The 15,678-nt window shown below is 57.8% G+C and carries 13 protein-coding genes; 4 read left to right on the forward strand and 9 right to left on the reverse strand.

Features of this window, described 5'->3' with window-relative positions:
* Positions 1-146 precede the first annotated feature (146 nt).
* The 9 genes from PSAKL28_RS00005 to rpmH form a co-directional block, all read right to left on the reverse strand.
* On the reverse strand, positions 147-1,019 hold the full coding sequence (locus tag PSAKL28_RS00005) for a ParB/RepB/Spo0J family partition protein (protein WP_038605010.1): 873 nt from the start codon (positions 1,017-1,019) through the stop codon (positions 147-149).
* 9 nt (positions 1,020-1,028) lie between these two features.
* On the reverse strand, positions 1,029-1,820 hold the full coding sequence (locus tag PSAKL28_RS00010) for a ParA family protein (RefSeq protein ID WP_028942555.1): 792 nt from the start codon (positions 1,818-1,820) through the stop codon (positions 1,029-1,031).
* An 18-nt stretch (positions 1,821-1,838) separates the two neighbouring features.
* Positions 1,839-2,483, reverse strand: a complete 645-nt coding sequence (gene rsmG, locus PSAKL28_RS00015) for a 16S rRNA (guanine(527)-N(7))-methyltransferase RsmG (RefSeq protein WP_038605015.1) — start codon at positions 2,481-2,483, stop codon at positions 1,839-1,841.
* The gene (gene mnmG / locus PSAKL28_RS00020) at positions 2,480-4,372 is read right to left on the reverse strand and encodes a tRNA uridine-5-carboxymethylaminomethyl(34) synthesis enzyme MnmG (protein WP_038605018.1); all 1,893 of its coding nucleotides are present in this window, start codon (positions 4,370-4,372) and stop codon (positions 2,480-2,482) included. Before mnmG ends, rsmG begins: the two co-directional genes overlap by 4 nt.
* 516 nt (positions 4,373-4,888) lie before the next feature.
* The gene (gene mnmE, locus PSAKL28_RS00025) at positions 4,889-6,259 is read right to left on the reverse strand and encodes a tRNA uridine-5-carboxymethylaminomethyl(34) synthesis GTPase MnmE (RefSeq protein ID WP_038605021.1); all 1,371 of its coding nucleotides are present in this window, start codon (positions 6,257-6,259) and stop codon (positions 4,889-4,891) included.
* A gap of 84 nt (positions 6,260-6,343) precedes the next feature.
* A complete protein-coding gene (gene yidC, locus PSAKL28_RS00030; protein WP_038605024.1) occupies positions 6,344-8,026 on the reverse strand; it encodes a membrane protein insertase YidC in 1,683 nt (560 codons plus the stop codon).
* Between the two features lie 2 nt (positions 8,027-8,028).
* Positions 8,029-8,274 (reverse strand): membrane protein insertion efficiency factor YidD, encoded by a 246-nt coding sequence (gene yidD / locus PSAKL28_RS26595; RefSeq protein ID WP_075226616.1) that lies wholly within the window; start codon positions 8,272-8,274, stop codon positions 8,029-8,031.
* A complete protein-coding gene (gene rnpA / locus PSAKL28_RS00035; protein ID WP_038616146.1) occupies positions 8,267-8,674 on the reverse strand; it encodes a ribonuclease P protein component in 408 nt (135 codons plus the stop codon). The genes yidD and rnpA overlap by 8 nt, the downstream gene beginning before the upstream one ends.
* Before the next feature lie 13 nt (positions 8,675-8,687).
* Positions 8,688-8,822: a 50S ribosomal protein L34 gene (gene rpmH / locus PSAKL28_RS26600; RefSeq protein WP_002551315.1), complete on the reverse strand. Its 135-nt coding sequence runs from the start codon at positions 8,820-8,822 to the stop codon at positions 8,688-8,690.
* Between the two features lie 580 nt (positions 8,823-9,402).
* Here rpmH and dnaA point away from each other — a divergent pair.
* Genes dnaA through gyrB form a run of 4 tightly spaced genes read left to right on the forward strand, consistent with a single transcriptional unit; the run spans position 9,403 to position 15,593 of the window.
* Complete coding sequence (gene dnaA, locus PSAKL28_RS00040) at positions 9,403-10,917, forward strand: chromosomal replication initiator protein DnaA (protein WP_038605027.1); 1,515 nt, start codon at positions 9,403-9,405, stop codon at positions 10,915-10,917.
* Positions 10,918-10,956: 39 nt separating this feature from the next.
* Positions 10,957-12,060 carry a DNA polymerase III subunit beta gene (gene dnaN, locus PSAKL28_RS00045; protein ID WP_038605030.1) on the forward strand — a complete coding sequence of 368 codons (1,104 nt, stop codon included), beginning with the start codon at positions 10,957-10,959 and terminating at the stop codon, positions 12,058-12,060.
* A gap of 7 nt (positions 12,061-12,067) precedes the next feature.
* The gene (gene recF / locus PSAKL28_RS00050) at positions 12,068-13,171 is read left to right on the forward strand and encodes a DNA replication/repair protein RecF (protein WP_038605032.1); all 1,104 of its coding nucleotides are present in this window, start codon (positions 12,068-12,070) and stop codon (positions 13,169-13,171) included.
* Positions 13,172-13,175: 4 nt separating this feature from the next.
* Positions 13,176-15,593 carry a DNA topoisomerase (ATP-hydrolyzing) subunit B gene (gene gyrB, locus PSAKL28_RS00055; RefSeq protein ID WP_038605034.1) on the forward strand — a complete coding sequence of 806 codons (2,418 nt, stop codon included), beginning with the start codon at positions 13,176-13,178 and terminating at the stop codon, positions 15,591-15,593.
* Positions 15,594-15,678: the final 85 nt, after the last annotated feature.

Below are 15,678 nucleotides of genomic sequence, written 5' to 3' on the forward strand. Positions count from 1 at the left end.
AACTGCTCCTCGAAAGTCGACCAACCAGTCAGCTATGACTTGGCATAATTTGTGCCGACAAAATGCGCGCAGAGTATAGGGGCGGTTTAACCCCTATTCAACTGCCGGGTAGTGATTTCCGACTACGCGCTACAAAAGCAATTGTTTCAGCGGATGTGAGCTAGCACACCTTGCAACTCATCTAACGAGTTGTAACGGATAACTAACTGACCTTTTCCCTTGTTGCCGTGACGTATCTGTACTGCCGAGCCCAAACGCTCTGCCAGACGTTGTTCAAGCCGGGTGATGTCCGGGTCTGGCTTGGCCGGTTCGACCGGTTCCGGCTTGCCATTGAGCCACTGGCGCACCAGGGCTTCGGTCTGCCGTACGGTCAGGCCACGTGCGACAACGTGACGCGCCCCATCCACCTGCTGTTCTTCCGGTAAACCAAGCAATGCCCGGGCATGACCCATTTCCAGATCGCCGTGCGAGAGCATGGTCTTGATCACTTCCGGCAGCGAGATCAGGCGCAGCAGGTTGGCCACGGTAACCCGCGACTTGCCCACTGCATCGGCAACCTGCTGCTGGGTCAGCTGGAACTCCACCTGCAGACGCTGCAGGGCAATGGCCTCTTCCACCGGGTTGAGGTCTTCGCGCTGGATGTTCTCGATCAGGGCCATGGCGATGGCCGCTTCGTCGGGTACATCGCGGACCATGGCCGGAATGGTTTCCATGCCGGCCTGCTGGCTGGCGCGCCAACGGCGTTCGCCGGCGATGATTTCGAAGCGGTTGTCAGCAATCGGGCGCACCACGATCGGCTGCATCACGCCCTGGCTCTTGATCGACTGAGCCAGTTCTTCCAACGCTTGCGGGTCCATGTCCCGACGTGGCTGGTACTTGCCGCGCTCGATCAGGTCGAGCGGCAGATGTTGCAGTTCTTTCTGGTCGACCTTCACAGCCTGCTCTTCGAGCGCGCTGACGGTAGGACCACTGAGCAGTGCATCCAACCCACGTCCGAGACCCCGTTTCTTAACGGCCATACGGATTCCTTAAGTTGTTTGTGCAGTGCGTGATGGACGACGCTGACGGCGTACCAGTTCCCCAGCCAGGGCCAGGTAAGCCAGCGCGCCGCGCGATTGCTTGTCATACGCCAGGGCCGGCATGCCGAAACTCGGCGCCTCGGCCAGGCGGATGTTACGCGGGATCACCGTGTCGTAGAGCTGATCGCCGAAGTGTTCCTTGAGCTGCGCGGAGACATCGTTGATCAGGCTCAGGCGCGGGTCGTACATGGTCCGCAACAGGCCTTCGACCTTCAGGTTCGGGTTCAGACGCTCACCGATACGCTTGATGTTATCCACAAGATCGCTCAGGCCTTCCAGGGCAAAGTATTCACATTGCATCGGAATGATCACGCCATCGGCGGCGACCAGGGCGTTGAGGGTCAGCATCGACAACGACGGCGGGCAGTCGATCAGGATGTAGTCGTAGTTCTCGCGGATCGGCGCCAGCGCGGTGCGCAGGCGGCTCTCCTTCATCTGCATTTCCAGCAGCACCACTTCCGCAGCGGTCAGGTCGCGGTTGGCCGGCAGCAGTTGATAACCACCGTGCTCGGAGAAGTGCATGGCCTGGGCCAGATCGCATTCACCGATCAGCAGGTCGTAGACCGAATGTTCCAGGACGTGTTTATCCACACCACTACCCATGGTGGCGTTGCCCTGTGGATCGAGATCGATCAGCAGCACCCGGCGCTTGGTAGCGACCAGCGATGCTGCGAGGTTGATACAGGTGGTGGTCTTGCCCACACCACCTTTCTGGTTCGCGATAGCGAATACCTTAGCCATTCTTGCTTGTGTTCCCAATCATGCCGTGCGGCGCAGTATCAGCAGATGGCGCTGGCCTTGGCAACCCGGAACGGTCAAGGCCTGCTCGCTATCCACTCTGAAATCTGCCGGCAATGCTACCAGCTCATCGGCAGGATGCAGCCCTTTCATTGCCAGCCACTGCGTCTGTTCGTCGCCAAGGTGGCGCGTCCAGTTGGTGAAGTTCTCCATGCTGCTGAAAGCTCGGGAAACAATTCCGGTGAACGGCTGCGTTGGCTGGAACTCTTCGACCCGCTTGTGGATAACTGTCAGGTTATCCAGCTTCAGTTCAAGTTTTACCTGGGTCAGGAAGCGGGTTTTCTTGCCATTGCTGTCGAGCACCGTGACCTGCTTGTCCGGATGCAGGATCGCCAGGGGAATACCGGGCATGCCGCCGCCGCTGCCCACGTCGAGCCAGCGCTCGCTGTGGATAAACGGCATGACGCTTAAGCTGTCGAGCAGATGGCGGGACACCATTTCGTCCGGATTACGCACGGCGGTCAGGTTGTAGGCCTTGTTCCACTTGATCAGCAAGGCCAGGTAGGCCAGCAATTGCGCATGCTGCGCCTCGCTCAGCTCGACACCGAGCTGGCGGGCACCTGTGGACAACTCTTCGGCGTGTTGAGGGGTGACCTGAGAACTCAAGCGCTTTGCTCCAACTCGCGGCCAGCGCCGCGTTTTTTCAGATGAATCAGCAACAGGGAAATCGCCGCCGGGGTCACACCGGGGATCCGCGACGCCTGGCCAAGGGTTTCAGGCCGGGTCTGACCGAGCTTGCTCTGAATCTCCTTGGACAGACCGGAAATACCGCTGTAGTCGATATCGTCGGGCAAGCGGGTATCTTCGCTGGCACGCAGCCGGGCGATTTCTTCCTGTTGCCGGTCGATGTAACCGGCGTATTTGGTCTTGATCTCGACCTGTTCGGCCACTTGTGGATCGATCTCGCTGCCGCCGGTCACTTCCATCAGGCCAGCGTAGTCGATTTCCGGACGGGTCAGCAGGTTGAGCAGGTTGTACTCGTGGCTCAACGGCGTGCCGAATTTCTCGGCAATCGCCTGACCTTGCGCGGTGTCCGGACGAACCCAGGTGGATTTCAGCCGTTGCTCTTCCAGCGCGATGCTTTCGCGCTTGGCGCTGAAAGCAGCCCAGCGCTGGTCATCGATCAGACCCAGCTCGCGGCCTTTTTCGGTCAGGCGCAGATCGGCGTTGTCTTCGCGCAGGATCAGCCGGTATTCGGCGCGCGACGTGAACATGCGGTACGGCTCTTGGGTACCCAGGGTAATCAGGTCATCAACCAGCACGCCGATATACGCTTCGTCGCGGCGCGGGCACCAGCTTTCGCGGCCCTGCGCACGCAGTGCGGCGTTGGTTCCGGCGAGCAGGCCCTGGGCACCGGCTTCTTCGTAGCCGGTGGTGCCGTTGATCTGTCCGGCGAAGAACAGACCGCCGATGACTTTGGTTTCCAGGCTGTACTTGAGGTCACGCGGGTCGAAGTAGTCGTACTCGATGGCGTAGCCCGGACGCACGATGTGCGCGTTTTCCATGCCGCGGATCGAGCGGACGATCTCCAGTTGCACGTCGAACGGCAAGGATGTGGATATCCCGTTCGGGTACAGCTCGTGAGTGTTCAGGCCTTCCGGCTCGATGAACACCTGGTGGCTTTCCTTGTCGGCAAAGCGATGGATCTTGTCTTCGATCGACGGGCAATAGCGCGGACCGATGCCTTCGATAACCCCGGAGTACATCGGCGAACGGTCGAGGTTCGAAGCAATGATTTCGTGGGTACGGGCATTGGTGTGGGTAATCCAGCAGCTCACTTGCCGCGGATGCATGGCCTTGTCGCCCATGAACGACATCACCGGAATCGGCGTATCACCAGGCTGCTCAGTCATTACCGAGAAATCCACGGAGCGACCGTCGATACGCGGCGGGGTCCCGGTTTTCAGGCGACCGACGCGCAGCGGCAATTCACGCAGACGATGGGCCAGAGCGATAGCTGGCGGATCTCCGGCACGACCGCCGGAGTAATTCTGCAGACCAATGTGGATAAGTCCACCGAGGAAGGTCCCGGTGGTCAATACCACGGAGTCGGCGAGAAAACGCAGACCCATTTGCGTCACTACACCACGCACCTGGTCCTGCTCGACGATGAGGTCATCGCAGGACTGCTGAAATATCCACAGGTTGGGTTGGTTCTCAAGAATCTCGCGCACTACCGCTTTGTAGATAGCGCGGTCGGCCTGGGCGCGAGTAGCGCGTACGGCCGGGCCTTTGCGGTTGTTCAAAACACGGAATTGGATACCGCTCTTGTCAGTAGCCAGCGCCATGGCGCCGCCGAGCGCGTCAATTTCCTTGACCAGGTGGCTCTTGCCGATGCCACCGATGGCCGGGTTGCAACTCATATGACCGAGGGTTTCCACGTTATGGGTCAGCAGCAGGGTTTTTACGCCCATGCGTGCAGACGCAAGCGCAGCCTCGGTACCGGCATGGCCGCCGCCGATGACGATCACTTCAAAACGGGAAGGGAAATCCACCACGCACCTCGTGCCTGTTTCGGGAATAGATAGGGATAACGCACAAGTATAGGGACTTACCCCCCTCTAAAGGAACCTTTTGCACAAAATTTAACCAGGCTGTGGATGAGTGGCGAGCAATAGAAATAAAGAGAGAGAAATTTATTAAAGCTTTGTTTTTATGTTTATTCTTATGCACCACCCTTTCTGTGGATAAAGTTCTACAGGCCTTTATTTACTTCATGTACAGAGGTTCAAAACCCTGTGGTCTACCGGCCATGAGCGTTCTGGATAAGCGCTTTAAGCCTGTGGATGAAATGCCTACTTACCCACAAGCGGATTTATCTTCAGCTTTGAAGGGCAGTTATCAACGGAGCTGAGGCGGGGTTTTCCACAGGGCTTATTTCACAGATTTGTGGATAGCCGCGCAGGTAGGAAGGCAGGACTCGCGCATTGGCAGTCCTGAAAGGAAGGGAAAATCGAAGGAAGGAGTACAGCAACCAGGCCCGTTGCGGGCCCGGCAGTGGATAAGGACGCTTACTTACCGATGCAGAAGCTGGAGAAGATTCGGCCCAGGAGGTCGTCGGAACTGAATGCACCGGTGATTTCACCCAAGGCTTGCTGAGCCTGGCGCAGATCCTCTGCCAGCAGTTCACCGGCACCCGCAAGGGTCAGCTGGGCACGACCGTGTTCCAGGTGTGCACTGGCCTGGCGCAGTGCCTCCAGATGGCGCCTGCGGGCGCTGAAGCTGCTTTCGGCGGTCTGTTCATAACCCATGCAGGCCTTCAGGTGCTCGCGCAGCAGCTCAAGCCCCATGTCGGCATCCTTGGCACTGAGGGTAATGGTGACGTGGCCATCAGCGCTTTGTTCCATGGCGACCGTCTCACCACTCAGATCCGCCTTGTTACGAATCAGCGTGACTTTCGCAGGGTCCGGTCGCAGATCGAGGAATTCCGGCCACAGGGCAAAAGGATCACTGGCTTCCGGCGCGGTGGAATCGACGACCAACAACACCCGATCGGCTTCGTTGATGGCTTTGAGCGCACGCTCCACGCCGATCTTTTCCACATGATCGTCGGTATCGCGCAGCCCGGCAGTATCGACAACGTGCAGGGGCATGCCGTCGATGTGGATATGTTCGCGCAGGATGTCCCGGGTAGTGCCGGCAATGTCGGTGACAATGGCCGCCTCACGTCCGGCCAGAACGTTAAGCAGGCTCGACTTGCCGGCATTCGGCCGACCGGCGATCACTACGGTCATGCCATCACGCAACAAGGCCCCCTGCCCGGCCTCACGCTGCACTGTGGATAAATTCGTTCGCACGTCATCGAGCATGCTCAACACGTGACCATCGGCGAGGAAGTCGATTTCCTCTTCAGGAAAGTCGATAGCCGCTTCGACATAGATCCGCAGGCTGATCAGTTTTTCGGTGAGTTTATCCACACGACGGGAAAATTCACCCTGCAGCGAACGCAACGCATTGCGCGCCGCCTGTGCAGAACTGGCTTCGATGAGGTCGGCAATCGCTTCGGCCTGGGCCAGGTCAAGCTTGTCATTGAGGAATGCGCGTTCGCTGAATTCACCTGGGCGGGCCAGTCGGCAACCCAGTTGTACACAGCGCTGCAGGAGCATATCCAATACTACCGGACCACCGTGTCCCTGGAGTTCCAGCACGTCTTCGCCGGTGAAAGAGTTCGGGCCGGGAAAAAACAGCGCAATGCCTTCATCGATGACCAGGCCATCGTCAGCCCGAAACGGGCCGTAATGGGCATGCCGCGGCGTCAGTGACTTTGCACAGATCGCCAGCCCGGCTTGCTGCGCCAGGGGCCCGGACAGCCGCACGATCCCCACGCCCCCACGTCCCTGGGCGGTAGCGATGGCGGCAATGGTTTCACGCACAGTGTTCATGCTCGAAGGCCTCACGACAAAAAACGACAGATAGCAAAACGCCCCACGAGGGGGCGTTTATCCACAGGTTAGCTGGCTAACCCGTTATGCAGCGGCTTTCTTGGTAGCCTTTTCGATGCTGCGGGTGATGTACCACTGCTGTGCGATCGACAGGCAGTTGTTCACAACCCAGTACAGCACCAGACCAGCCGGGAACCACAGGAAGAAGAAGGTGAAGATGATCGGCATCAGCTTCATCACTTTGGCCTGCATCGGATCCGGCGGCGTCGGGTTCAGCTGCTGCTGGATGAACATGGTTGCGCCCATGATGATCGGCAGAATGAAGAACGGATCCTTGATCGACAGGTCGGTGATCCAGAACATCCACGGCGCCTGACGCATCTCGACGCTTTCCAGCAACACCCAGTACAGCGAGAGGAAGACCGGCATCTGCACCAGAATCGGCAGGCAGCCACCCAGCGGGTTGATCTTCTCTTTCTTGTACAGCTCCATCATGGCTTGCGACATTTTCTGCCGGTCATCGCCATGTTGTTCTTTCAGCGCAGCCAGTTTTGGAGCCACGGCACGCATGCGCGCCATCGACTTGTAGCTGGCCGCAGACAGCGGGAAGAACAGCAGCTTGATCAGCATGGTCAGGACGATGATCGACCAGCCCCAGTTGCCGAGCAGGCTGTGGATATGTTGCAGCAACCAGAAGATCGGCTGAGCGATGAACCACAGAATGCCGTAGTCGACAGTCAGTTCCAGACCTGGGGACAACTCTTTGAGCTTGTCCTGGATCTTCGGACCGGCGTACAGCATGGTGCTGGTTTCGCCTTTGGCGCCAGCGGCTACGTTCAGCGCCGGGCCGGTGAAACCGATGATGTAGTTGCCTTGGCTATCCTTGCGAGTCTGGACAATGTTGTTCTCAGACTTGTTTGGAATCCAGGCGGTAACGAAGTAGTGCTGCAGCCAGGCTACCCAACCGCCGGTAACATTTTCTTTCAGATTTCCCTTGTCGATGTCTTTCATCGACACCTTCTTGTAGGGTTCCGAACTTGTCCACAGGGCTGCACCCAGGTAGGTCGCAGTACCGGTCGCAGTGCTCGAGGATGGATCCGAGCTTGCGTCGCGCTTAAGTTGCGCAAACAGGTTACCGCTCCAAGGCTGGGCGCTCTGGTTGTCGATCAAGTAGGTAACGGTCAGGTCGTACTCACCGCGCTTGAAGCTGAAGCGCTTGATGTAGTTGACGCCGTTATCGCTGAACTTCAGGTCGACGACCAGTTGGTTCTGACCATCAGCCAGTTGATAACTTTTCTGATCGGCGGCGTACAGCGGACGACCGCTTGGACGTGCATCCGGACCATTGGTACCGGTCAGGCCACTTTGGGCCAGATAAGTACGCTCGCTACCGTTGTCGAATAACTGGAACGGAATGTCCGGATGATCCTGACGGCGCGGATACTTGGGCAGCATCAGCTGGGCGATGTCACCACCGTTTGGATCGATAGCCAGGTCGAGGACGTCAGTTTTGACCCGAATCAGGTCTTTGCTGACGGCAACCGGAGCCAGTTCGGCTGGGCTGGATTCAGCGTTGGCGCTTGGCACATCGGCGCTGGCGCCAGTGTTGCCGGCCTGCGCGGTGTCCGGCAAAGCCGGGGCAGCGTTGCTGGCAGCAGTATTCTGAGTCGGCAAGGCAGCTTGGCCGTAGTCCTGGTTCCAGTTAAGGACCATGACGTAGGACACGATTGCCAGGGCGACGATCAGGATCGTGCGTTTAATATCCATGATTACTCGGCTATCGAAGAAGAACGGGAAGAGGGAGCTGGCGGAACCGGGTCAAAACCGCCGGCATTCCACGGGTGACAACGCCCCAGGCGACGAACGGTTAGCCACCCGCCACGTAAAAGACCATGGTTTTCGATGGCTTCTAACGCGTAACAGGAGCAACTGGGGTAGAAACGACAGTGATTGGCCATCAGAGGACTAATGGCGTAACGGTAAAACTGGATCGGAACGAGTGCCAGTTTACGCATCATTTTTACTGTCTACCCCCACAGAGTCGGTGTTCACCACTGGAGCGGGCCGACTGCGTGCGAGGCGCTTCCAGAGCTTGCCAAAATGTTGGTGCAATTCTGGGTTTTCAATCTCGCCCAACCCTTTGCGCGCGACGATCACGATATCCCAACCTGCAAGCAAGTGCTGGTTCAGGCGAAACGAATCGCGCATCAGGCGTTTCAGGCGATTGCGTTGAACGGAGAGCTTGACGCTCTTTTTCCCGATCACAAGCCCCAGGCGGGGGTGATCCAGACCGTTCTCGCGGGCAAGGAGCAGCAGGTTTTTCCCTGGGACCTTGCCGGTTGGGGAGTCGAAGACCGCTTTGAATTGTCGGGGGATAAGCAGACGCTTTTCCCGACTGAAGTCCTGACTCACCACCTGTGCCGAAAAATCAAACTGCCAGGCGCTTACGGCCTTTGGCACGGCGACGCGACAGAACGGCACGACCGTTCTTGGTGGCCATACGGGCACGGAAACCGTGAGTGCGAGCGCGCTTGATGGTGCTTGGTTGGAAAGTACGTTTCATGGCGTGTTACCTGGTTCGTCGACAACGGGCCGGAATGGCCCCCGTTTTAAGAGACCGGCGATTCTAGAGAAAGCGCAGCCATAGGTCAATTTCCAACCAGCTTTTCCTTATGGACGGAAAATCGGTCGTTTCAGGTAGGGGCGTCCTGGAGGAGAACCATCACACGCTTAAACATAAAAAAAGATAGAGGAATTATTTAAAGCTTTTCTGTAAAACTTATAAAGCTTAGGCGGCAAGTATCTGTGGATAAACCTCTACAGCCCTTTATCTACCTCGTGTACAGAGAACTGAAACCTTGTCGAGAAGAGGTGCTCTGGCTGTGTCGAAGGCTCGGAAAAGCTGTGGATCAAATCGATGGTTATCCACAGGGCGGTTATCCACCGATTTCAACCCCCAGTTGTGCAAAGACCTCAGGTGCGGTTATCCACAGAGCTTATTCACAGCACTGAAAGGCCATTTTGGTCACTAAGCTGCTGATTTATCGCCATCCTCAACGCACCTGCATGTGGATAACTGCGCTGCTGCTCGGTACAATGGGGGCTTGTTTTTGCCTCACCGGCTTTCAACTCAGGGGATATCCGTGTCAGTGGAACTTTGGCAGCAGTGCGTGGAGCTTCTGCGCGATGAACTGCCTGCCCAGCAATTCAACACCTGGATCCGTCCGCTACAGGTCGAAGCCGAAGGCGACGAGTTGCGCGTCTACGCGCCCAACCGTTTCGTTCTCGATTGGGTCAATGAGAAATACCTGAGCCGTCTGCTCGAGCTGTTAGGTGAGCATGGCAACGGCATTGCGCCTGCCCTTTCCTTATTAATAGGCAGCAGACGCAGTTCGGCGCCTCGTGCCGCCCCTAACGCACCACTGGCTGCCGCTGTTGCCGCATCCCAGGCGCAGGCTGCACAGACTGCCGTGGTCAACGAACCCGTTGCCGCACCGGTTGCTGCTCCGGCTGCGGCTGAAGTCGAGCAAGCGCCTTCGCGTGACAGCTTCGATTCCATGGGCGAATCCGCTAATGCGCCGGCGCCAAGCGGTCGTACCGAGCAACGTACCGTGCAGGTCGAAGGTGCGCTCAAGCACACCAGCTACCTGAACCGTACCTTTACCTTCGAGAACTTCGTCGAAGGTAAGTCCAACCAGTTGGCTCGCGCAGCCGCCTGGCAGGTCGCCGACAATCCCAAGCATGGCTACAACCCGCTGTTCCTTTATGGCGGCGTAGGCCTGGGTAAAACGCACTTGATGCATGCTGTGGGTAACCACCTGCTCAAGAAGAACCCGAATGCCAAGGTGGTCTACCTGCATTCCGAGCGTTTCGTTGCGGACATGGTCAAGGCACTGCAGCTCAATGCCATCAACGAGTTCAAGCGCTTCTACCGTTCGGTGGATGCGTTGCTCATCGATGACATTCAGTTCTTCGCCCGTAAAGAGCGTTCCCAGGAAGAGTTTTTCCACACCTTCAACGCCTTGCTCGAAGGCGGTCAGCAGGTAATCCTGACCAGTGACCGTTATCCGAAAGAGATTGAAGGGCTGGAAGAGCGTCTGAAATCGCGCTTCGGCTGGGGCCTGACCGTCGCGGTCGAGCCGCCGGAACTGGAAACCCGTGTCGCGATCCTGATGAAGAAGGCAGACCAGGCCAAGGTAGACTTGCCGCATGACGCTGCTTTCTTTATTGCCCAGCGTATTCGCTCCAATGTCCGTGAACTTGAAGGTGCTCTGAAGCGCGTCATCGCTCATTCGCACTTCATGGGACGCGACATCACCATTGAGCTGATTCGTGAATCGCTCAAGGATCTTCTCGCGCTGCAGGACAAACTGGTGAGTGTGGATAACATCCAGCGCACCGTGGCCGAGTACTACAAGATCAAGATCTCCGATCTGCTGTCCAAGCGCCGTTCCCGTTCGGTGGCCCGCCCGCGTCAGGTGGCTATGGCCCTGTCCAAGGAACTGACCAACCACAGTTTGCCGGAAATCGGTGACGTCTTCGGCGGCCGCGACCACACCACCGTGTTGCACGCGTGCCGCAAGATCAACGAACTCAAGGAATCCGACGCGGATATCCGCGAGGACTACAAGAACCTGCTGCGGACCCTGACGACGTGATTGGCGTCAGCGCAGCTTATTAAGGCAAGGGACTAGACCATGCACTTCACCATTCAACGCGAAGCCCTGTTGAAACCCCTGCAACTGGTCGCAGGCGTCGTCGAGCGCCGCCAGACCTTGCCGGTACTGTCCAACGTACTGCTGGTTGTTCAGGGTCAGCAGCTTTCACTCACCGGTACAGACCTGGAAGTGGAACTGGTTGGCCGTGTTCAACTGGAAGAACCTGCCGAGCCAGGCGAAATCACCGTACCTGCGCGCAAGCTTATGGATATCTGCAAGAGCTTGCCGAACGACGCGCTGATCGACATCAAGCTCGATGAGCAGAAGATCGTGGTCAAGGCCGGGCGCAGCCGTTTCACCCTGTCGACCCTGCCAGCCAATGACTTCCCTACGGTTGAAGAAGGCCCGGGTTCGCTGACCTGCAACCTCGAGCAAAGCCGGCTGCGCCGCCTGATCGAGCGCACCAGCTTCGCCATGGCCCAACAGGACGTGCGTTACTACCTCAACGGCATGCTGCTGGAAGTGTCCACCAACACCCTGCGTGCCGTAGCCACCGACGGTCACCGTTTGGCCATGTGCTCGATGAGTGCCGACATCGGCCAGGCTGACCGTCACCAGGTCATCGTGCCGCGCAAAGGTATCCTTGAGCTGGCGCGCCTGCTCACCGAGCCGGATGGCATGGTCAGCATCGTCCTGGGCCAGCATCACATTCGCGCTACGACAGGTGAGTTCACCTTCACCTCGAAGCTGGTAGATGGCAAGTTCCCCGACTACGAGCGTGTACTGCCCAAGGGCGGTGACAAGCTGGTGCTGGGTGATCGCCAGGCGCTGCGTGAAGCGTTCAGCCGTACCGCGATTCTGTCGAACGAGAAGTACCGTGGCATCCGTCTGCAGCTGGCCAGCGGTCAGTTGAAGATCCAGGCCAACAACCCTGAGCAGGAAGAAGCGGAAGAAGAAATCAGCGTCGACTACAACGGTAGCGCGCTGGAAATCGGCTTCAACGTCAGCTATCTGCTGGATGTACTGGGCGTCATGACCACTGAGCAAGTTCGCCTGATCCTGTCGGACTCCAACAGCAGTGCGCTGCTGCAGGAAGCTGACAACGACGACTCCGCTTACGTTGTCATGCCGATGCGTCTGTAACTTCTAGATGTCCCTCAGTCGCGTTTCTGTCACCGCGGTGCGTAACCTGCACCCGGTGACATTCTCCCCCTCCCCCCGCATCAATATCCTGTACGGCGCCAACGGCAGCGGCAAAACCAGCGTGTTGGAAGCCGTTCATCTGCTCGGCCTGGCCCGTTCCTTTCGCAGCACTCGTCTGACGCCAGTCATCCAGTATGAGCAGCTGGCCTGTACGGTCTTTGGCCAGGTTGAATTGAGCGAAGGTGGTTCGAGCAACCTGGGTATTTCGCGGGATCGGCAAGGCGAGTTCACTATTCGCATCGACGGGCAGAACGCCCGCAGCGCTGCTCAGCTGGCAGAGATTCTGCCACTGCAATTGATCAACCCGGACAGCTTTCGCTTGCTCGAAGGTGCGCCGAAAATTCGCCGGCAGTTCCTTGATTGGGGTGTGTTCCACGTGGAACCACGCTTCATGGCCACATGGCAACGCCTGCAGAAGGCTTTGCGGCAGCGGAACTCATGGTTGCGGCATGGTACACTTGACGCTGTTTCGCAAGCGGCCTGGGACCGGGAGCTGTGCCTGGCCAGTGCTGAAATAGATGAATACCGCCGAAATTACATCAAGGCCTTGAAGCCCGTCTTTGAGCAAACCCTGAGCGATTTGGTCGAGCTCGAAGGGCTGACCCTGAGTTATTACCGTGGCTGGGACAAGGATCGAGAACTCAGTGAAGTGCTCGCCTCTTCCTTGCAACGAGATCAGCACATGGGCCACACCCAGGCCGGACCACAACGCGCTGATTTGCGCCTGAGACTCGGCGTTCATAACGCCGCCGACATTTTGTCTCGGGGCCAGCAGAAACTTGTGGTCTGTGCGTTGCGTATCGCCCAGGGACATTTGGTCAGCCAGGCTCGGCGTGGCCAATGTATTTATCTAGTGGATGACTTGCCATCCGAGTTGGATGAGCAGCACCGTCGCGCACTTTGCCGCTTGTTGGAAGACTTACGCTGCCAGGTATTTATCACCTGTGTAGATCACGAATTATTGAGGGAAGGCTGGCAGACGGAAACGCCAGTTGCTTTGTTCCACGTGGAACAGGGCCGTATCACCCAGACCCACGACCATCGGGAGTGAAGGCATGAGCGAAAATCAAACGTACGACTCCTCCAGCATTAAAGTGCTGAAAGGGCTAGATGCCGTGCGCAAGCGTCCCGGTATGTACATTGGCGACACCGATGATGGTAGCGGCCTGCACCACATGGTGTTCGAGGTGCTCGATAACTCGATCGACGAAGCACTCGCCGGCCACTGTGATGACATTACCGTAACTATCCACCCGGACGAATCCATCAGTGTTCGCGACAACGGTCGCGGTATCCCAGTCGACGTGCATAAAGAGGAAGGCGTATCCGCCGCCGAGGTCATCATGACCGTCCTGCACGCTGGCGGTAAGTTCGACGACAACTCCTACAAAGTATCCGGCGGTCTGCACGGTGTAGGCGTGTCTGTGGTTAACGCCCTCTCCGAAGAGCTGATCCTGACTGTTCGCCGTAGCGGCAAGATCTGGGAACAGACCTATGTTCACGGTGTTCCGCAAGCTCCGATGGCCATCGTCGGTGACAGTGAAACCACCGGTACCCATATTCACTTCAAGCCGTCGTCCGAAACCTTCAAGAACATCCACTTCAGCTGGGACATCCTGGCCAAGCGGATTCGTGAACTGTCGTTCCTCAACTCTGGCGTCGGCATCCTCTTGAAGGACGAGCGTTCGGGCAAGGAAGAGTACTTCAAGTACGAAGGCGGTCTGCGTGCCTTCGTTGAGTACCTGAACACCAACAAGACCCCGGTCAACCAGGTGTTCCACTTCACCGTTCAGCGTGAAGACGGTGTGGGCGTGGAAATCGCTCTGCAATGGAACGACAGCTTCAATGAGAACCTGTTGTGCTTCACCAACAACATTCCGCAGCGCGACGGTGGTACCCACCTGGTCGGCTTCCGCTCGGCGTTGACCCGTAACCTGAACAACTACATTGAGCAGGAAGGTCTGGCCAAGAAGAACAAGGTTTCGACCACCGGCGACGACGCCCGCGAAGGTTTGACCGCGATCATTTCGGTGAAGGTGCCAGATCCTAAGTTCAGCTCGCAGACCAAGGACAAGCTGGTTTCTTCGGAAGTGAAAACTGCCGTGGAACAGGAAATGGGCAAGTACTTCTCCGACTTCCTGCTGGAGAACCCGAACGAAGCCAAGGCGGTTGTCGGCAAGATGATCGACGCCGCGCGTGCTCGTGAAGCAGCGCGCAAGGCGCGGGAAATGACTCGCCGTAAAGGCGCGCTGGATATTGCTGGTTTGCCAGGCAAACTGGCGGACTGCCAGGAGAAGGACCCTGCCCTTTCCGAACTGTACCTGGTGGAGGGTGACTCCGCAGGTGGTTCGGCCAAGCAAGGTCGTAACCGTAAGACCCAGGCCATCCTGCCGCTCAAGGGTAAGATCCTCAACGTCGAGAAAGCACGTTTCGACAAGATGATCTCGTCCCAGGAAGTTGGCACCCTGATTACCGCACTGGGCTGTGGTATCGGTCGCGAAGAGTACAACATCGACAAGTTGCGTTATCACAACATCATCATCATGACCGATGCTGACGTTGACGGTTCGCACATCCGTACCCTGCTGCTGACGTTCTTCTTCCGTCAGTTGCCGGAGCTGGTCGAGCGTGGCTACATCTATATCGCTCAGCCACCGCTGTACAAGGTCAAGAAAGGCAAGCAGGAGCAGTACATCAAAGACGACGAGGCCATGGAAGAGTACATGACCCAGTCGGCTCTGGAAGACGCCAGCCTGCACCTGGACGAATCGGCACCACCGGTTTCCGGTGTCGAGCTGGAGCGCCTAGTCAACGAATTCCGTACCGTGATGAAGACCCTCAAGCGTCTGTCGCGCCTGTACCCACAGGAACTGACCGAGCACTTCGTCTACCTGCCAGCCGTGTCCCTGGATCAGCTGGGCGACCACGCTGCCATGCAGGAATGGCTGGGCAAATTCGAGGAGCGCCTGCGCACCAGCGAGAAGTCGGGTCTGCTGTACAAGGCCAGCCTGCGTGAAGATAAAGAGCGTAATGTCTGGCTGCCGGAAGTGGAAATCACCTCCCATGGCCTGGCCAGCTATGTCACCTTCAACCGTGACTTCTTCGGCAGTAACGACTACCGCACCGTCACAGCCCTGGGCGCACAGCTGAGCACCCTGCTCGGCGAAGGCGCCTATGTGCAACGTGGCGAGCGCAAGAAGGCGATCACCGAGTTCAAGGAAGCGCTCGACTGGCTGATGACCGAAAGCACCAAACGTCACACCATCCAGCGCTATAAAGGTCTGGGTGAGATGAACCCTGACCAGCTGTGGGAAACCACCATGGACCCAACTGTGCGCCGCATGCTCAAGGTGACCATCGAGGACGCGATCGCTGCCGATCAGATCTTCAACACCCTGATGGGCGACGCAGTTGAGCCACGTCGTGAGTTCATCGAAAGCAACGCCCTGGCGGTGTCTAACCTGGACTTCTGATCAGGTGTCGATGGGCACATTAAGTGTCGCAAGTGGGCGAGTTACTGTCGCTTTCTAGGGAAAACCCCGGCCTTGGTGTCGGGGT

The organism is Pseudomonas alkylphenolica, assembly GCF_000746525.1.
Classification (GTDB): domain Bacteria; phylum Pseudomonadota; class Gammaproteobacteria; order Pseudomonadales; family Pseudomonadaceae; genus Aquipseudomonas; species Aquipseudomonas alkylphenolica.